The sequence below is a fragment of the Streptomyces sp. NPDC025721 genome (assembly GCF_055558595.1).
In genome coordinates, this window is sequence record NZ_JBVHMF010000014.1 from 15,707 (window position 1) to 34,194 (window position 18,488).

Genomic DNA, 18,488 nt, shown 5'->3' on the forward strand with positions numbered 1-18,488 from the left:
CAGAACTGCGCCCCCCTGGGACGGGTCGCCGACGACCGGTTGGCCCGTCGGCGTGACCGCGAACAGCAACTACTAGGGGCCATCTGCGCAGTACGCAGCCGCTATCGAGCTGGCTGCCAGATCGCCTTCAGCGGGCCCGTGATTCGCTCCAACCGCTGCCCATGGCTGCGCCGGATGGGCAAGGGGCGGTCGGGCATCAAGATGATGCCGCTCTTGGTGTGAAAGCCGATCCGCGTGTGTGGCAGCGTCCATCCGGACTGTTTTAAGAGCAGTGAGAGGGTCGTATGCACCTGCGCATCCGCGAAGCCCGCCCCAGGGCAGCGGCGCTTCCCGAGCCCGAAGGGCAAAAAGGAATAGGGCGACGGCCGGAAGCTTGCCCAGCGCTCTGGGACGAAGCGGTTGGGATCGGTGAAGACGTCCGGGTTGCGGTGCTCCAACAGGGGCGAGACGAACGCCACCGTGTTGGCGGGCGCACCGGTCGAGTCACTCAGGCAGATGTCAGTGCGGGCCTGGCGCGGGAGCGAAAGAGCCACGGAAGGCAGCATCCGTTGTGTCTCTTTGACAATGGTTTCCAGGCCGTCAGGCACGAGGTCAGGTCGACTCATTGATGTCAGCGTCGACCAGATCATGGCGCTCGCTGTCGTCTCGTAGCCGGCCGCGAACATGCCATGGAGCTCGCCGGCGATCTCTGCGGTGGTGAGGTGGTTGCCCGCTTCATCGACCGTGTGGCACAGCACCGACAGGGCGTCCCACGAAGGCGACTCGAGCCGCCGTTGCTCGATGAGACTGGTCAGGGCCAGGTAGGTATGTTCGACCCGCTTTGCCCAACGCCCGTAGGGAGTCCATGCCTTGTAAAGCCGGAACAGGATCACGGCAGGGTTGAACATGGAACTCAGGAGGTCAGTGACGTCGTTGGCCAGGCGCAGGTTCGCAAGGGTGGGGGGCAGGCCCAACAGGCAGACGAGCATGTTGATCCGGGCGATGCGGCGGTACTCCGTCACCAGGTCGAACGTGCCGGCTGCGGGATCGGCGAACTTCGATGCGGCAAACGTGTCCGCGAAGACGGTGCGATAGGAGTCCATCAGGCTGCCGTGGAACGCTGGTGCAATCAGTTTGCGGCGTCGGCGGTGGTCGGGGCCGTTGGCGGTGAGGACCGTGTCGAACATGCCGGACCATGCCTGTCCTGCGGGCAAGGTAAAAATACCCCCGCCGGCCCGGGGAACGGCCTCGTTGTTGGTGAAGAATGTCTTCACCGCCTCCTGGCCGCGGGCGATCGTGACAGCGGCGTTGCGGCCGCTGAGGGGGATGAAGCCTTCGCCGGGCAGCGGCGCGATGCGCCGCAAGAGGTAGCGGGAGGGGTTGTGCAGGAACTCGAGGTAGTTCGCCCAGCGAGGCCCGGACGGGCCCGCGACCTTCGTGCGCAGTGAGGTGTCGAGCATGCGTTCCATCAGTCCTCCGGTAACTGTTGCCGATCGGGGTGCCAGCCCGGGGTAGGTCTGACGCGGCTTCACCAGAGTCGCTGGGGAACGCGCTTGGGATAAAGGACAGTTGTCCCTCCTTGCCGGACATGGGTGTGCCAACATCGTCGGACACCCAAAGTTCTTTGGTTGTAGGGCTGGGTTACCTGGTGCGACCGCGGAGAGTGGTTGTCTCGTCCTGGAAGGTGCCTTGACTACTCATGCAGAGATCCGTCGCTTAGCGGACCGCGAGCAGCTGAGCAGAACCACCATCAGATACATGGTCGGGAATCTTGAATGGTCCGGGCCTGTGTTCCAGTCAATGACCTTGTTCGTCAGTTCGATCTTCGATCCGTATCGAGGAAACGGCAATACGATCGTGGCCATCCTGGCCGTGGTCCATCTGGCGCTCGCTCCCCTTTACTTCGCCGGGTACGGTCCCTTGGCCCGCGGGGGATGGTGGACCCTGGCATACCCCTTGCAGACTTTGCTCATCAACGGACTCCTCATGGTCATGTCCGATGCGGGGACATATGGCAGATCGATCCTGTGCGTGCCCGGATGCAACTACTCGGCCCCGATGTGGCTCTTCGTCGCCTACTATCCTTGGCCGCCGCCGAGCGTCATCCGGTGGCGGCGCGGCGTCGAGTGGGCAGCGCTCGCTGCCTACTTCCTGGTCTTCCTTCTGCTGGTCTATGCCAACAACGGTAAAGTTCGAGGTCTGTATGTTGCCTCGGCAGCGATCTCGGTGATGTGGCTCTCCGTCGGCTACATCCTCGGCATGGCCATCAGTAAGATGTGTGTGGCCGCCGCTGAAAAGCAGATCGAGGTCCAGCAGGACAACTTCGCCGAGTTCTTCGACTTCATCCACTCCCACGTGAAGTCCGGTATCGCGTCGATCCGTGCCGACCTCAACGACCCGCGACGCGTCCAGGAAAAGCTCAACGAACTCGAGCAAGCAGTCAGCAACTATCGCGTCGAGCTGCTCCTGACTCGGGAACAGGTGCCCTTAGCGACTCTCCTCAGCGAACGCATCCGCACGTTCTCCGGCGTGCTGCACATCGGCTCCACCCCGCGCGTGGGCCCGGCATCCGTTGCCCGGCCGGTCGCCATCCTCATCTCGCGCAGCCTGGGCGACCTTCTGTCCAACTCGGCCAACCATGGCGCAACGGCAGTCGACATCGCCTGCCATATCAGTCGCCACCGAATCTCCATAGAGGTTGCAGACAATGGTCCGGGCCTGCCCGACGGAATTTTAGAGGACGAGGCCCGCAGCTTGAACCGCCTGCGTTCGTCCGCCCGGTCTATCGGCGGCGAACTGACCGCGCCCAGCGCAGACACGTGCGGCACAGTCATGCAACTGACCATTCCACTGCAAAGCAAGAAGGCAACATGAGACATGGGCTACGCATCCTGCTCATCGAGGATGCAGACCTCCTGGCCGGCACCGTGAGCAGAGAGCTGCATCGCGAGTACGGCCACGAGGTCACGACCTTGCACGACCCAGTCAACCTGGACACGCTCCTGGACACCGAGCAATTCGACGTAGCGATTGTCGATCTCCTCTACGAGCACCTGAACAGGTCCTTCGACGCTCTCAGACGCTCCGAGAATCTCTCGATCCGGAAGGACACCCTGCTGATCAGCGGCCTCACCGCGATCCGCAGCCTGCACGCCCGTACACCTGCGGTCCCGGTAGTAGTTTGGACATCCGGCGAGGCCAACCGGCGGCTCCACCTCCTGTACGCCTATCAAAACCTCGGCGTACGCAGCTACTGCTCCAAGAGTCCGGGAAACGGGCGACTGGACATCCTCGAGAAGACCGCGCGGGAAGCCGCCCACGGCCGCACATACGTCGACCCCGTCATCAACCCCTACCTACCGGCTGACAACGCCCGCACCACCAGCGGGATCCTGATGCAGGAAGAGAACAAGAGAGCCATCTGGCGAGCCGTCGCCCTTGGTGCAACCACACGGGAAGAGATCGGCCGGCTTGCCGGCTACGCTCCGCGCACGGTTGGCAGACTGATCCCCGAAATGTATGCAGGTCTCATGGAGTTTGACGTAGGACTGGTGGAAAGCCGCACGCCCTTCGTCGACTTGGTCCGCTACGTCGCGAGCAACTGGCAATTCTTCCTGGACGAGGCGGTCAGGGCCGAATACCCGTAAAGGCTTGCGTCGGCGAAGTCAGACTCCCGAGGCGCAGGAGGGACATTTGTCCTAGCCCGAACGGGCCGTGATCGACACGCTGTATATGTGCCCTAAACCGGCTCCACGCACGGTGCATCGTGCCCCGCGAACCGGATCTGCCAGGACACGCATATCCGATCACGCCGAGGAGTCAAACAGTGAAGTCCCCTGATCCCGCGCGTCCGCGGTCACACCCGGCCCGAACACTCAGCGGCTGGATGCGCGGGGCAGCGTCCGGTCTGGCGCGACGCCGTCGCATCATGGCGCATCAGTTCCTGAAGGGCCTGTCCTACGGGGCGGGAACCTCCCTGGTCGCGTTCCTCGCGTGGTGGTTCCGGGCCAGGTATGGCGGCTGACCACCACCCAGGCCGCAGCGACTGCTGCACAGCCATTTTCTACCGCCCAAGGCGGCACGGCCGCACCTTCTTCGTATTCCTAATTCTGGCCCCGCCCATGCGCCATCTGCCGCCCCCGCGGTGAAGACCGCGGGCAAGGGGGCGGGCAAGGCGCGGTTGGCGTTCGAGCGTGGCCTGACAACCCAGTCCCAATGGGGCGAGCGGGAAGGCGCAGGCCGGACGGTACCGCGGTTCAGCGAACAGATCACCGTCGACGACCAAGCTGAGCCGGTGGTCGTAAAGCTCGGCGTGTGGGTTTCCAACACCAAAGCCGCCGCGCCGCGGCAAGCTCTCCTTGGGCAGGTGGAGGCGCTGCGGGAGCTGGGGATGGAGTGGGCGTGATGCCAGTTGCCTGCGGGGGTTGCCATGCTGGCCGGGTCCGGTATGCGTGGGGTCCCGGGACTGCGCTGAGGAGTTCCGGGGCCTCCCGCTGTCGGCAGGGTCAGGCCGTGAGCTTCTGGAAGACTGTCTCGAAGCGGTCGAGAGTCTCGTCGTCGACCTGCTCAAAGAAAGCGTCCCTGTCGCGGGTGAGCTGGTGTGCGGGTCCGACGTGATCGAAGTCCCGGGGCTTGTTCTGCTTTTCTCGCGCGATCCCGATGCGCTTGAGAATCGGGAGAGGCTTGTCCGGACTGATCAGGTCTGCCTCGTTGATGGTGACCCCGGTAGCCTTGTTGTGGAGCCAAAGGTAGTCCTTGGCGGAGAACAGGTCCTCGATGTCGGCCGTCTCCGGGAGTCCTTCGAGTTGACCGATGACAGTGATGTGGCTGGCGTCGACATTGGCAGCCTGGGCAGCGCTGAGGACCTTGGTGGTCACCTTGGTGGTCTCGGCTCCGTCGATGAGCGCGCGGACGGACAGTCGGCGTCCCATGACGGCGACGAACGCAGGCATATTGCCGATGCCGCCGACGGGGATGATGGCCAGTCGCGGATCGAGGCCGGTTCGGCCCTGGCTGATCAGGTAGTCCGACATGCGCATGAGGAAGATGAAGTCGCTGCTGCCTTCCACCGCCAGGAGGGGGCCGGCTCCGAGGAACAGGTGTTGCGACACGGAGTATCCCAGTGCCGCCTCCACCGGCAGGATCGTCTTGGGGTCTGCGGACAGGCTGACCGAGGTGATGACCACGCCCAGGCCCGAGTCTTCTCGAGTCGCCTGGTCATGGATGGCGCGCATGGTCTCGTACCGCGTGGGGTCGATCATGTGCTGGGAGTGCGTGGTGTAGAGGACCTGCTGCTTGGGTCCGAGTTCTCCGTAGACGTATCGGAGGAAGTCGCCCTGGGCTTCACCGTGCAAGCTGGTGCCCGGTTCGTCGAGCAGGACCACAACTCGCTCTTCGGTGTCACGGTAGGCGCTGAACGCAGCGAGGAAGGAGAAGAACCACTGGAAGCCGGTGGAGCGGGTGGAGAAGTTGGTCTCCACACCGCCGTGACGGTCGTCACGCAGCTCGATCTTCAGGAGCCGGTGGTGGTTCTGCGGCTGTCCGTTGGGGTCCGGTGGCATGGGGATCAAGTCGGTGTCGAAGACGACCGTGAGGGCGTCGTTCTGCTTCCAGTACTCGAAGACCTGATCGCTCAGGTCCAAGCTGGCGGCCTGGAGTTCGGCCTTGCGGCTGGCGTAGTCCTCGTCCAGGAAGTCTTCCGGTCCCTCGCCGGCGAGACGGAGCAGGGACGTCATGGTCTCGTCTCCGCGTTCCCACTGCCGGGTTTTCGTACGTTCTGCAAGCGCGTGGAGGTCGCACTCGCCGGGAAGCAGTTCGTAGGTGGAGAAGTAGAAGAACCGGGGAAGCAACTCGATCAGTTGCTCATGCTGCTCGCTGGTGAGGTCGTCTTCGACGTACTGCGCGTAGCGGGCGAGCTCGGTGGGCACCTTCTCGATCGCTTTGACTCGGGCGGTCTTGGTGCCACCGCCCACTTCCTTGGCCCATGCCTTCGCCGCGGCGCTCACCTGTGTGATGCTCAGGCAGTCCCGGGCGATGCCCTCGCGGTCGTCGGTGTTGTCGATACCGACTTCTTCAAAGACGTGGCTCAGGACATCTGCCAGGCCGCAGTAGACCTCGGCCCGGAGGCTGCTGTCGTACCTGCGTGACGCCGTGACGTAGGTACCTGCCGGCGGGCGTACGCCGACCACCTCCTCGATCGCGTCGATATCCGGGGCTTCCAACGCGAACGTGGCCGTCACGGGGGCGAGCCTGTCGAGGTTCTTGGAGCGTCGGTCCCTGGACAGGTGCCGCCGCGGGTAGTCGGTGGTGACGTGGAAGTCGTCCGCGTTGTTGGCTGGGTTCAGCCGATGCAGAGCCTTGAGAATCGTCGTCTTGCCTGACTCGTTCTTGCCGATCAGGCACGTGACTTCAGGGTCGACATCCATGGTCTGCTTGTTCGTGATGTTGCGGAACGCCTCGATCTCAACCGACGTCACCAGCATGGCACTCCCCTCCAAGGGCCGCATTGCCCCTGTCTTCTCCACACAGCGTGCGACCTGTACCAACGGGACTGACCGGACCGCGTGTTGTGGCTTAATCGGCCAGTATGGATCCAGCCGCTGACAGCGGCTGGCAGAACCGCCGTGGCGGTGGCCACGGCCAGGCGGCGTGGGCAGACCGGCCAGGCCGTGGCAGCACACAGTGACCGGCCACCGCCTCGGTCCTGCCGACAGTGCCGTTGCCGACCCGCGCTTCACGGTCGTGGGCGGACAGGAGACGGCCGGGGCACCGGTGCGGGGCTGTTCGGGACAGCGCCTGGAAGGAGCGCTGACGAGCCCTGGCCCTGTACCTTCGGGCGAAGCCGTCTCGCAGGGCGCCCGCCGCCTGCGAGGCGGCGATGTCCCGTCACCAGGCGCGGTGGTCGGGTTCGGTGTCCTCCCGTACGGACCATTCGATCCTGCGTTCGGCTGATTCCTTCAAGGAGCGGTAGAAGCGGTCCTCGACCGACCCCTGCTCAAGGGTGGCGATGACAAGATGGCTCACAAGTTGAGGACGCCGACGCATCCCGACGCGAGCCGGCTGGTCGTCGCCGCGATGAAAGCCATGGACTGGCTTGCCTGACCGACGGCCCCGGCCCTTGGCCGCCGCTCCCGCGGCGTCACGGTCCGGAGCAGTCAACCGCCGGCAATCCAGGCGCGATCTCCCTAACGCCTCACCTGCGTGACCGCCTTGTGGTGCCGCGACGATCGGCAGGGGCTGGAGTGTACTCCCAGGAGGCGGTCACGCTCCGCGGTGACCACCGGTCTGGTCCCCGGCAGTACGGCCACGGCTGACTCTGCTTCCCCCGATGCGGATGGATGTCAGCTGCGGTCCGGTGCCCAGGCAGCGGTGGACAGATCCTGCTCGATGCTTTGCATCTCCACCGCGCACACCTCAAACTCCCCCCCTGCTGCGACGACCGCCCATGTCCGTGCGAGGAACGCGCGCAAACGCTCGCGGGGCACCGCCACCACGGCGATGCGGCCCTGTGCCCGCAGCATCAAGAAGGTGCTGCGATCCTCCGCAGAGCTGTGGCTGTCGTCCTGGCTCCAGGCGATCACGTCACCGGTTCCCGCTCGCCGCTCCAGCGCCTCCGCCAGGAGATCCCGGGACAGATTCCACACCACCTCACCCCGGGAGGTGCCGAAGACCAGGCACACCGCGTAGGGATCGGCGGCCTTGTAGAGGAGTCGGACCCGGATCCCCTCGGTATGCCCCCGCCCGTTCAGCAACCGCGCCGTCATCTCACTGTCGATGTCGCGCCGACGCCGGGATTGGCGGCGTTCCCTCGGCGCGCACAGCCGCTCAGCGCCGCGGGCGGTTTGCGTGCCGGTGGCGTGCTCGTCCCAGGTGTGTGTGAGGGCGACAGAGCGGAACGCTTCGGGAGGCGTTCCTGCGGCGGGCCACCGCGCGTGGGAGTGCGCCGCAAGATTCGGTGGCAAGCCCATGACCGCCATGGGCCGGAGGAAGGGGCTGTCACCTCGTACTCGCGGATCGGCGACCCCGGACGGCCAGCGGGCCCTGCTCGCCGCTGCCCACACGCTCTCGGGTTCGGCCAGGGCGCCGGCGACATACGCCGCTATGGCAGCCGCCTGCCGCCGGTACGGCACGGGGACCGCCGCCCGGTCTGCCCATGCCGCCTCGGCTCCGTTCCCCTGGTGTCGTCGGGCAGCGTGCCACTGGTTCGCAGGCCCGAGTCCCCCGGTATCCAGCCTCCCGTCGCCCGACAGGACAGCGATGCCCGCCGCACTCTCCGGGCTGGTGAGCAGAGCCAGATACGCGCGGACGAGCTTGTGACCCCAGAGCTCATCGAAGGTCAGGGATCCTCGCACCGTGGCCTCGTGGGGGCAGTGTCCCAGTCGGTCTCGGACAGAGCCCAGCCAGTGCTCTGCGCGCCGGGACCAGGTGCCCGCTCGCAGTGCGAGGTCCTCGTGCCAGTGTCCTGTCCCGACCTCCAGCACGTTCCTGTGCATCGTGCTGCTTCGTGTCGGCCGGCTGGTGCTGTCGCCCCGCGCGCTCCCGGAAGAAAACAGATGCGTCGGCAGCAGCCAAGTGCTGTCCTCCCGACGGTCGCTTCCGGGACCGCCGGCCATGCGGCCGGACGCAACGTCATCGCCTCGCCCCACCTGCTGTCGGACCGCCGTGACCCGGGCGAAGCCCTCGAGGTCGCACGGCTGCTCGTCTTGTCCTCCTTCGAACAGCCACCACGGCAGCGGCCGAGCGTCCACCGGAAACTTGTCGAACCAACGCGTCCGCCCAGCCGCAGCACGCTCAGCCCCACGGAGCATGCGCTCGCGCGGAGCGTCCTTGATCCCGTAGAAGTCCAGCAGTTGGCGCAGGTCGGATTGCGACGCCAGCAGCGCGCCAGTCTCGATACGGATCAGTTTGGACAGGGACCAGTCCAGCACCAGGGCAACCTCGCGTTGGGTCATGCCGGCCTCCGCGCGCGCCAGGCGCAACTCGCGGACCAGTTCATCGCGGTTCCGGTCAGCCACCAACTTCGCCGCGCCGCGGCCCTCCGGCGCGTCCCGGAAAGCGGACCACACGCTGTCGAAGTAGGTGGAGTCGCGCATGACGACCCGCACGCGACGACGGCATGCCATGACGTCGTCCAAGATCCAGTCGATGAGTTGCCTCGCGAAGCTCTCGGTCTTGCCCGATCCCGTGGTGCACCACAAGGTGATGGTCACCGGCGGGGGCTCCCCGTTGTCGGACGAGACGTCAGCCTGGTTCCGATCGCCGGCGTTGCGCACACCCTCCATCGTGACCGTGGAGCGGTCAGTCCCGAAGCCGGGCCCGACGAGGTGTTCGTCGTCCAGTGCGGGGTCGGCGGCGTCGATCTGCGTCTGCGGGAGGGGGGCGCCAGATGCGTCGGACATCCCGGTCCGCAGCCCCGGTCCGGCCGGGTCGTTGCGGGAGGCGGCAAGGGCGGCCCGCAGGTGCTCGCGCATCGTCTCCGGCACGGTCTCGCGTACAGCGGCGACATGAGGAGCGCCCAGGCTGGAAGCATCGAGCAGGGCATCGAAGTCGTCGTATTCGTCGGTCGCGGCCACAACCTCGAGCCGCTCGTTGCGGACGGTCATCGTGCTCCCTCTTCCCCCGGGTCGATGTCGATCTTGCGGCGCAGTCGCCGCATGCGTCCCTCAAACGCCCGGGGCGACAGCCCGACCATCACTGCCGCTTCGCGCTGGGTGTATCCCTGAGTGTGAAAGATCAGGCCACTGCGGGTCTGTCCGTTGGCAGTGGCGAGTCGGGCGATCAGGTCACTGAACTCGGCGGCGTCCTGCGGATCGGTGGCACGCTGGTCGGGGATTCCGGCCAGCAGGCTGCCCGGGCTCTCGCCACGGGCGGCCTCGAGTGCGGCCCGCATTTCCTCCCGGGCGTTGTACCAGCGCAGGTAAACCGGGCGGAAGGCCAGAACGGCCGCGCCGACGAAGTATGTCGGCAGCCCCGCTCCGCCGTCGGGGTGCCATCGCCCCCGGACCAGGCCATGCTCGCGGAAGATCCGCGCGCCGTTGATGATCGTGTCGACTGCGACGTCCCGGCGTTCATCGGAGTCCCAGTCGTAAGTGATCTTCTCCGGCGGGACCGGGCGGCCGGCTTGCCGGGACTTCCTGAAGATCGTCTTGTTGCCGTTCCACGCCACCAGGACGCCGTAGCTGTACTCCGTCAGCCGGGCGATCATCCGGTCGTAGCGGGGGCCGGCGAAGCCATCCGCCCGCATCTGCTCGACGAGTACGGCTTCGTGTTGCCGTCGACGGGCGCGCGCCTGCGCGTCCTCCGCGCCGACCGCCCCTGTCAGCGTGTCTTCCAAGTCGCGCAAGGCCGCGCCCGGCACGTACGGCAGGTCCTGCAGGTCCTGGTCCAGGGGTACTGGGTCATGACCGGCGGGAGCGCTGTCGTCCGTCGTCTCATCCAGCACGGTGGCTCCCTTGCCTCGCGATGGTTCCCAAGATGCTGCGGGTCGGCCTCACGTTCAAGGGTCATAGGCGCGCCCGCGGCGTTCTCCCCACGCTCCGGAGCCGGCTTTTCCCCCGAATTAGCGTGATCCATGTCACACGTGGGGAGATGCGGTCCCGCCCCCTACACCCTCAGCACCAGACACCAACGGGACGGCAATCCGTCCCCGACCTAACGGAGCTGACGGTGAGCCAACCCGGCGGACCCCTCCTCGACCAGCGCTCGGCCATCATCCTCCTGCTCGGCGCCCTCACCGCACTCGGCGCCGGCACCCTGGCCGTCCTGGCCGGAGGGACCGTCGCAGGCGGCGTCCTGACCGGCGGCGGTGCCTTCGCCGCCGCGATCATGTTCTTCAACTCGATCATCAACTGACCGGCGCACGGCAATGAGCGCGGCCGGCCCCGCCTCTCACCGGCGCCCCCCCACGGTCGGCAGCACGGCCCGGTGATGGCGTGGCGCCGCGGAGCACCGGGCAGACGCCGACGATGAGGACGATCGCGCCGCTGGGGCCGAGCGATCAGCATCACCGGCAAGCTACCGGCCCTGGGCAAAGCCCGGGCACGGAACTCCTCCAAAGGGGTCTGCGGCTGACTCCGGCGAGGAGATCCACGCAGGGGGGCACGGGCGCGGGCACAGCTGCCGTGAACATCGCACTGTCCACCCGGCGACCTGCCGACGATCCGGCGCGTTCCTGCCGACCGAGCCTCGATGGCACTCGTCAGACGTTCAGCGGTGCAGGTGAGGTCGGCGCAGGACAGGGATCCAACGGCGGTGTGCCGTCGGGGTGGTCCCGGATCCAGCCCAGCCCTCCGAGGTCGAGGAGGGTGCGGGCGCGGGTCACGGCGACGTAGGCCAAGCGTGCTTCGTCAAGGTCGATGGGGCCGGGTACGGGGCGCCCGGTCTCATCGCGGGTGTCGGTGTCCTTCGGTGGGCGGAAGTCGTCTGCGATCTTCACGGCAGGCCATTCGCGGCCTTTGGCCTTGTGCGCGGTGGAGACGGTGACCTGCGCGTGGGGCTCGTCGGCGAGTTGGCCCAGCGCGGCCAGGAGGGTGTCGAGGCCGTGGGTGTCGATGAGGTCGACCAAGGGCTGGAGGTCGCCGCCTGCAGGGTCGTGCTCGGCGTAGTCGTGAAGGTCTCCCCAGGAGCGGAAGAGGAAGAGCTCCGGGTGGCCGGTGCGGCGGCCTTCCTTGAGGTCGCGGGCGGCGGTAGCCAGGGCACGCAAGGCGTCTCCTCCCCCGGCCAGCGCTACGGAGCAGCCTTGACCAAGGAGGGTGATCACTTCTGCCATGGCGCCGACGTTGGTGCGGCACAGCACCGCATCGGGGCGGGCGGCGGAGCCGAGGTCGGTGGGGATAGCGGGCGAGCCGGTCAGGCGGATGGGTGCTTCGGTGATGGCCAGCCACCGGTTGGCCTCGTCGGCCAGGCGGGGGCCGAAGCGGAAGGACCGTGACAGGGACAAGACGGTGCCGGGGAAGCCGGTCATGACGTCGCGGGCGCCGCGCCAGCCGTAGATGGCCTGGGCGGAGTCGCCGACCATGACGAGTTGGGCGTGATCGCGCTGGGCGGTGAAGACCTGTTCGACGACGGGGTTGGTGTCCTGGGCTTCGTCGAGCAGGAGGAAGTCGGTCGCGATGACCGGCTGCGACAGTGCCCACAGTTTGAGGTAGTGGTCGTGTTCGAAGCGCACCACGGTGCCGTCGGTGCGCTGCAGGTCCTCCCATGCTTTGTGGGCGAATGGCAGGACGTCGATGAGTTGGCGGTGGAGGTCGCAGGCTTCGAGACCGCGCAGGCGGGGGACGTGGCCCGGTGCGATAGCGGGGTCGGCGGAGTGGCAGTAGCGGGTGACGGTGCGCAGCACGGTCGCGGAGAGGGCGTTGTGCGACAGGTCTCGGTCGCCGATGCGCAGGGGTTTGGTGATGCCCAGGGTCTGGCCAGCGCGCCAGCTGGGCTGGCGGGGGCCGGACAGGCGGTGGGCGTAGCGGTGGCCGGTGTGGGCGAAAGCGAGGGCGTGTGCGGTTTTGCAGGTGACGGTGCGCGGGAAGCGCATAGCGGCGTCGAGGGCGATTGCTTTGTTGAAGGCCAGGTAGCGGCCGCGGCGCGTGGTGCCGTGGGCGAGCAGGGCGAGCGTGGTGGTCTTTCCGGTGCCGGCGCCTGCCTGCAGGACGAGGTGCTCGCCGGAGCGGAAGGCGTCGAAGGCGGCGGCCTGTTCATCGGTCGGGGTGGTCACGTGCTCTCCCTGGACGATGAGGTCGCAGTTCCCCGGGCGTGCCCGGTGGTGCGTGGGGTCCGCACTGCGCTGAGGCCGGGGCGCGGTGGGAGCAGTCGTGATTTCACGTGGGCGGGTCCGGGCCGGTCGGCGGGCGCGGGCAGACGTGTGTGGGTGTGCTGGCGGTGGGTGAACGGGTCGAAGGGCTCCCAGTCGGCCAGGGCGAGGTCGGCGGCGCTACTGGTGGCGGCGTGGGCCGGGCAGCGTTGGGTGCGCCAGCGCAACTGCTCGGTGTACGGGAGCGCGGTGAGGTCGTAGACGGCGATTGCCGTCTCGGGCAGGGCCAGTTGTCCACGGCAGGTGGTTGCTGCGGCGGGCTGGAGGGACCAGGTGCCTGCGGGCTGGCCGGGCGCAAGTACGGAACGGGGGCAGCGGGCGCGGCGCCGGGTCTGGCAAACGCAGCGGATGTCCTCGACCGGGTGGCGGGCGAGGTAGCGGATGCCGAGGATCTGCACGACCGGGCGTGCCGGGCGACGGTCAGCGGGGGACGGTAGCGGGGCGTGGGCGGGTAGTGGGGTGAACGCGCCTGTGTCGATCAGGCGGCGGGTGCGCACGGCCAGTTCGCGGCGCAGCAGGGCCAGGTGCGGTGCCAGGACGGGGTCGGCTTCCCGGCCGGGGCACAGGACATGGTGCGGGATGCGGCACCAGGTGCTGCCGTCGCCGGCCGGGTGGGCGATGCCTGCGCCGACGTGCCAGCGGCAGCGGGATGGGACCGCGGCCGCGGGCAGTTTGCGAGGGTGCAGGGCGACGGGGCGTTGGTGATCGGCGCGGGGGTACCACTCGATGCGGTTGCCGCAGTGGCGGCAGGTACTGGTCTGGGCGGTGCGCAGCAGGCGGCTGGGGCTGCCGGCGGCCACCCGTAGGACGCGGGGGTGGTGGGAGCGGGGTGTGCTGCCGTCCCACCGGCGGCGGGGATCGTTCGCGGGGTGCATGGCGGTGAAGATGTCAGCCGACACGCCGCGTCCTGCGGACCGGGGCCGCACCTGTCCCCCGCCCGGACGGCATCATCCGCACGGGAGTTCTGACGTCCGGACACCTATTCGCTTCCAGTCACCGCTTCGGCTACACCGCGCACCGCGTCTCCTGCCCGGGTGCCGGCCGCCGCGGCGCAGGCGGGTTCTAGACGGTGGGCGGGCCGGGCGGTTCGTGGCCGGCGCACATGCTGCCGAGGAGCTGGTCGAAGGAGATGCCCAGGGCGTGGGCGAGGGCGTGCCAGGTGTTGAGGGTGCCGATGGTGCGGCCCTGCTCGATTTCGATGAGCGTGCGGCGGGACAGGCCGGTGCGCTCGGCGAGTTGGTCGTAGGTCCGCCCGTCGCCGCGCCAGCTCCATGCGGAGGGCGTCGAAGTCCGGGTCGGGCGGGTAGATCGTCACCCGTCCATCCGATGGTGCAGACCACTGCACTGTCAGTGCAGACCTCTGCCCTACTTGCTGGCAGGCGAGGGAACTCTGCACAAGGGCAGGGCTCTGCACTACGGTGTCGGCGCTCCGGTGCCGATCACCCGGCAGCCGCATCCCGGCGCCGACCGCCGCGGGCACGACGAGTCAGGAGGACACCCAATGGAGCCCGTCCGGGCCGATTCCCTTCCCCAGCGCATCTGGACGGTCGACATCTGCACGCGCTTCGCGGCGCCGGCCGCGGTGTGCCACACGTGCGGGCCTCTCCCGCGCTTCCCCGACCGGGCGCTTCGCACTGCCGCTCTGCGTCATCTGGCCCGGCACGCCCGCCGTGACGTCACGCCCCCGCACTTGCGCACCTGCCAGTGCGGCCGCCGCGGCTGCCCCTGGCACGGCCGTACCCGCGGCTGCTCCGGGCCGATCCTGCTCGCCCTGGTCCGCAGTCCCAGCGCGGGCACCTGGCGGCTGGCCGACCTGTGCCACCAGTGCACCGTCACCACACCCCATACCGCGCCGGTCCCCCACCACGCTCCCCCCGCAGCCGCCCGCTGCTCTCTCCCGTCCGCCACGTCACGCGCGGACGCCGAGGAAGAGCAGCCAGCTGTCTGGGAGAGTGCCTGCCCGTTCTGCCATGCGCAGGACGGCACCTGCCAGGGGGGCTGCCTTCCGCACGCGGACGGTACGTGAAGCCGGTGCCCCTGGTCGGGCTGGCCCGCCAAGGCGGTCGGCCGCCAGCTTGTGGTCGAGGTGAGCCCACGGCGCTTGCCGTATACGCCCAGTCCCATCGGGATTGATCTTCGGAACAGCAGCCTGTTCGATGCCCTCACGCCAGGACCAGGAGACTCAAGACCAGTCCGCCGATGGAGATTCCCGTGTGGAGTCCGACCCAGAGCACCCAGATCTTCACCTTCGCGATGCGCGGGAACTCCGCCAGGTGTTCTGCTCGATTCGCCGCGACGAGGGCAGGCAGGTTCAGCGATCCGTGCCGCAGCTCCACTGCTCGTTGCAGAGCGCTGGCCTGCCCGTAGTGGACCGCCCATCGTTCTGCGTACTTGGCGCACGCCACGGCGCCGAATGCTCCGAGGAAGAACATCGGCATAGTGATCCCGAGCGAGGACGTACGAAGGGTTCCCTGCTGCGCAAGGAAGCCGAATCCCGCGGCGGCAACGGCAATCACCACCGTCGTGAGAGCCGCCCGCTGGTTCTCCATCTGGTGGGCCTCCTCACGCTGGCCCTTCCACAGCTCGAGGAGAACATCCGTGTCGTCTGCCATAGCACCCCCCTGTACCCAGCAAAGCGCAAGGGCCCCGGGGACGGGACCCCACTTGCTCACTCGACCCCCGCTCGGCAGCCTCAGTCTTCTCTTGCACCCAACCGTGGTGGAACGCCTGCGGTTTGAGCGTCACACGGGCATTAGCACCGATCGCTCCCGGCCTCTGGCTTACGCCAGGTCAGTACCCAAGCGCGGCGCGGGCCATTGCGGGTTCCACCGCCAGGACCTCCAGGCGGCGGCATCAGCGAATGGGCCGGAGCGGTCTGCGAGCATCGCCAGGACCTGTGCGCGGGCAGCGTCCACCGCGCGGTGCTCGCTGTCGGTCACGATGCCTAGGCGGCGGACATGCGCGTACTCGTCTTCGTCCTTCCAGTGCCACCGCTCAAGGTGGGGGTCGATCACCAGGTCAACGGTGAGGTCGAACGTGTCGAACCCGCGCGTGGTCCGGGCCATCGGGCGCTCGAAGTTGACGTACCAGTTGCGCATCCCCGAAGCGGTGTAGAAGGCGTTGATGCTGAACCACACGCCGGGCGGCTTCCACAGCAGCAGCTCGGTCTCCTGCCACACGCCGTGCTCCAGCTCCCACCGTCCGGCCGCCATCGCCGCGAACGCCTCAGCCCGTACCGATTCACCCCCGACACGGCGGGATCTGGCATACAAGGTAGGCAGCCGTGCCTCAGCTCCCGGCATGCAGGCGGTCACCAATGCTTCCCCCGTGTCGGCAACCACCCGCAGCGCCAGTTCGCTCCACACACCCCCGCCATGCAGCACATCCCTGCGCACCACCGACTCTCCCACCCCGAAATCACGCACCGTTGGCCCCCTTCGCCCTCATCAGCATCTCCGATTTACAGGGCAGACATACCCCGCAAGGTCGCGCCGACCGTCGCCCACAGCGACGTTCGGAGACGGATGAATCGAAGGTCGCGCCCACACACTGCAATGACGTCAACAGCGCCAACGCTCTTTGCCAGCGCGCTCCTTCACTACGGTCGGCGCCACGACGAGGCCGCCGCGGCCACGCCCCTGTGAGGGCGTGGCCGCGGCGGCCTGACGTGCCAGGACTGCCGTCGGGATCAGAAGAAGCGCAGCCGTACGGGCGAGGCTTCGCCGGGCTCTTGCACGTAGAGCTCCCCGCCGCGGCTGGCCATCTCCTCGAGGTAGGCGTAGACCTGGATGGCACGGTTGATGGTGTCGGTCTTGGTGTCGCCCGACAGGCCGGACGCTGTCTCCAGGGCCGCGGACGAACGGGCGCTGAGGTTGACCGTCACGCGTTCTGCGGTGGTTGTTTCACGCCGGGTGGATGCTGTACTGGCAGTCATCTTCTACGCTTCCCTCAATCTCGTCGCACCGCACGCGGCCCAACCGCGCACGGAGACGGGCCACATGCCTGCATGTGGCGGTTCCCCCCTGACAACCCGGACACGGCAGCCACACCCCGCGGCATGCCCCTCCCCACATCGGGTTGCCGGCCGCAGGCCGGCACCCCGCCGCCTGCAGCCCCCCGGTTCTCCCACGGGTTCCCACGGTCCCGCACCGCTTCTTGCAGTGAACCCAGTACACCCTTCTTACCCGTAATCGTCAAGCAGAAAACAGCGTAACTGCTGCCTATTTTGCAGTCATCACGCATCGCTACGCCGGTCGCCACGAATCGCCACCTCGGGACCACGGCTGGCACAGCCTGAGAGCCGTTACCCCCAAGGGCCCACCCGCACCGCGGGTCTGACGGGAAGGAACCCTCCACGTTCTCGCTTCAGAGGTCCGGCAACGGGCCCTGCCTATGGGCAGGTCGGCGCGAGCGTCGCCATCACTCCGCGGAAAGCACCGGAGGAAGGACGTCCGCTTGCGGCCATCAGATCCCATGCGCAACACCCGTCCTTCGGGCATCAACAACTCCCGTATGTGACCCCTTATCTGCTGCATATGTCAAGCAGACGTCTGGTTAAAACGCATACCACCAGACGACCGGCGGATGTCGTACCACACGGAGATGCTGCCGGTCATGACCCCGGGACTACGCCGGGGCCTGCTCGACGCCCGGCGGATGCTGCGCGCAGGACGGTCCCGCTCCGTCGGCCGGCCCCTCACCATCGTGATCGACGGTGAGCGCGGCGCCGGCAAATCCACCTTGCTGGCCCTGATCGGCCGCGGGCACCAGGGCCTGATCGAGCAGATGTCCGGCCCCGATCCCGACCGGATCCCGGTCCTCTACGTCAACGTCCCGGCCAACCGTGACAGCACCCTGCACTGGTCCCTGCCCTTTGCCGAATACCTCGGCCTGGACCACACCCGCCCCACCGGTCGGGGCCGTGAGGACTACCGCAGCACCGACATGACCATCGCCATCACCCATGTCATGCGGCACAGCAGCACACGGCTGGTCCTCATCGACGGTGTCGAACGCATCCGGGAAGCGGAAATGCGTACCGCATTCGACTACTTCCAGGCGTTGCAGGACCAGACTCAGGCCACGCTCATCTACTGCGGTACCGGCGCGAGCGACATCGTCCAGGACGCCCGCAACGACTCCCGGCGCGCGGCCCTGCCCGTCACATCCGCAGGCAGGCGCCCGAGCTACGACAGCGAACTGCCCATCTTGTGGGTCAACCGCATCCCCTACAGCCCCAAGGACCCCGGGCAGTGGGAAAGCGTCGTCAGCGCCTTCGACGACGACTTGCGCCTGTTCAAGCACGCCAAAGGCAGCCTGGTCAGCCTCAGCGAGTACCTGCACCAGCGCACCGGCGGCTACATCGACAGCCTCAACCACCTCATCTGCCAGGCAGCCCAGGAAGCCATCGACAACAAGTCCGAGGCCATCACCCGTGAACTCCTCGACGACATCAACATCGGCCGCGACTACGCACCGCCCCAGTAGCCAGACCGCTTCCCGCCTCTTGGCGGGGCCATCGCCGAGACCGGCGCAGCCCTCGTACTCGGCTTCTTCCTGTCACCGGCACCGTCGTCGCCTGCGGGCAGCATGCACGCCGGGCAGATGTCCGCCCGGGCCGACGCCGAAGAGCCCGAAAGGGGGTGCCCCCCACCAGGAGTCGGCCGGGACATCGCCCGCAGCACGTTCCGCCAAGTGCCCAGCGCCA

15 protein-coding genes and 1 pseudogene are annotated in these 18,488 nt (G+C 67.6%); 5 read left to right on the forward strand and 11 right to left on the reverse strand.

The window, feature by feature from the left end; translation table 11 throughout:
- Positions 1-101: 101 nt before the first annotated feature.
- Positions 102-1,448 (reverse strand): cytochrome P450, encoded by a 1,347-nt coding sequence (locus ACZ4EF_RS20520; RefSeq protein ID WP_467505835.1) that lies wholly within the window; start codon positions 1,446-1,448, stop codon positions 102-104.
- A 331-nt stretch (positions 1,449-1,779) separates the two neighbouring features.
- Between ACZ4EF_RS20520 and ACZ4EF_RS20525 the strand changes: the two genes are divergently transcribed.
- From ACZ4EF_RS20525 to ACZ4EF_RS20535, 3 genes are all read left to right on the forward strand, one after another.
- Complete coding sequence (locus tag ACZ4EF_RS20525) at positions 1,780-2,853, forward strand: ATP-binding protein (RefSeq protein ID WP_467505837.1); 1,074 nt, start codon at positions 1,780-1,782, stop codon at positions 2,851-2,853.
- Positions 2,850-3,626: a hypothetical protein gene (locus tag ACZ4EF_RS20530; protein ID WP_467505839.1), complete on the forward strand. Its 777-nt coding sequence runs from the start codon at positions 2,850-2,852 to the stop codon at positions 3,624-3,626. Before ACZ4EF_RS20525 ends, ACZ4EF_RS20530 begins: the two co-directional genes overlap by 4 nt.
- A 497-nt stretch (positions 3,627-4,123) precedes the next feature.
- Entirely contained in the window at positions 4,124-4,384 is a 261-nt protein-coding gene (locus tag ACZ4EF_RS20535; RefSeq protein ID WP_467505841.1) for a hypothetical protein, read from the forward strand.
- 100 nt (positions 4,385-4,484) lie between these two features.
- Here ACZ4EF_RS20535 and ACZ4EF_RS20540 read toward each other — a convergent pair whose 3' ends face one another.
- The 4 genes from ACZ4EF_RS20540 to ACZ4EF_RS20555 all read right to left on the reverse strand — a co-directional run bounded on the left by ACZ4EF_RS20540 (position 4,485) and on the right by ACZ4EF_RS20555 (position 10,420).
- Positions 4,485-6,461, reverse strand: a complete 1,977-nt coding sequence (locus ACZ4EF_RS20540) for an AAA family ATPase (RefSeq protein ID WP_467505843.1) — start codon at positions 6,459-6,461, stop codon at positions 4,485-4,487.
- A gap of 403 nt (positions 6,462-6,864) precedes the next feature.
- Positions 6,865-7,002 carry a hypothetical protein gene (locus ACZ4EF_RS20545; RefSeq protein ID WP_467505844.1) on the reverse strand — a complete coding sequence of 46 codons (138 nt, stop codon included), beginning with the start codon at positions 7,000-7,002 and terminating at the stop codon, positions 6,865-6,867.
- Between the two features lie 317 nt (positions 7,003-7,319).
- Positions 7,320-9,581: an SsgA family sporulation/cell division regulator gene (locus ACZ4EF_RS20550; protein ID WP_467505846.1), complete on the reverse strand. Its 2,262-nt coding sequence runs from the start codon at positions 9,579-9,581 to the stop codon at positions 7,320-7,322.
- Positions 9,578-10,420, reverse strand: coding sequence for a hypothetical protein (locus ACZ4EF_RS20555; RefSeq protein WP_467505848.1), 843 nt, complete (start codon positions 10,418-10,420; stop codon positions 9,578-9,580). The genes ACZ4EF_RS20550 and ACZ4EF_RS20555 overlap by 4 nt, the downstream gene beginning before the upstream one ends.
- Before the next feature lie 224 nt (positions 10,421-10,644).
- Between ACZ4EF_RS20555 and ACZ4EF_RS20560 the strand changes: the two genes are divergently transcribed.
- On the forward strand, positions 10,645-10,830 hold the full coding sequence (locus tag ACZ4EF_RS20560) for a hypothetical protein (protein ID WP_467505850.1): 186 nt from the start codon (positions 10,645-10,647) through the stop codon (positions 10,828-10,830).
- 346 nt (positions 10,831-11,176) lie between these two features.
- Here the strand turns inward: ACZ4EF_RS20560 and ACZ4EF_RS20565 are convergent, their stop codons facing one another.
- From ACZ4EF_RS20565 to ACZ4EF_RS20590, 6 genes and pseudogenes are all read right to left on the reverse strand, one after another.
- A complete protein-coding gene (locus tag ACZ4EF_RS20565; protein ID WP_467505851.1) occupies positions 11,177-12,685 on the reverse strand; it encodes a UvrD-helicase domain-containing protein in 1,509 nt (502 codons plus the stop codon).
- Positions 12,682-13,680, reverse strand: coding sequence for a DUF6083 domain-containing protein (locus ACZ4EF_RS20570; RefSeq protein ID WP_467505853.1), 999 nt, complete (start codon positions 13,678-13,680; stop codon positions 12,682-12,684). The genes ACZ4EF_RS20565 and ACZ4EF_RS20570 overlap by 4 nt, the downstream gene beginning before the upstream one ends.
- 163 nt (positions 13,681-13,843) lie before the next feature.
- A pseudogene (locus tag ACZ4EF_RS20575) lies at positions 13,844-14,096 on the reverse strand (helix-turn-helix transcriptional regulator).
- An 847-nt stretch (positions 14,097-14,943) separates the two neighbouring features.
- A complete protein-coding gene (locus tag ACZ4EF_RS20580) occupies positions 14,944-15,393 on the reverse strand; it encodes a hypothetical protein (protein WP_467505855.1) in 450 nt (149 codons plus the stop codon).
- Between the two features lie 168 nt (positions 15,394-15,561).
- Complete coding sequence (locus ACZ4EF_RS20585) at positions 15,562-16,206, reverse strand: ribonuclease FAU-1 family protein (protein WP_467505857.1); 645 nt, start codon at positions 16,204-16,206, stop codon at positions 15,562-15,564.
- 263 nt (positions 16,207-16,469) lie between these two features.
- Positions 16,470-16,715, reverse strand: coding sequence for a hypothetical protein (locus tag ACZ4EF_RS20590; RefSeq protein ID WP_365392470.1), 246 nt, complete (start codon positions 16,713-16,715; stop codon positions 16,470-16,472).
- Positions 16,716-17,365: 650 nt separating this feature from the next.
- On the opposite strand from ACZ4EF_RS20590, the gene ACZ4EF_RS20595 reads away from it, so the two are divergent.
- Positions 17,366-18,268 carry an AAA family ATPase gene (locus ACZ4EF_RS20595; RefSeq protein WP_467505859.1) on the forward strand — a complete coding sequence of 301 codons (903 nt, stop codon included), beginning with the start codon at positions 17,366-17,368 and terminating at the stop codon, positions 18,266-18,268.
- The last annotated feature ends 220 nt before the right edge of the window (positions 18,269-18,488 follow it).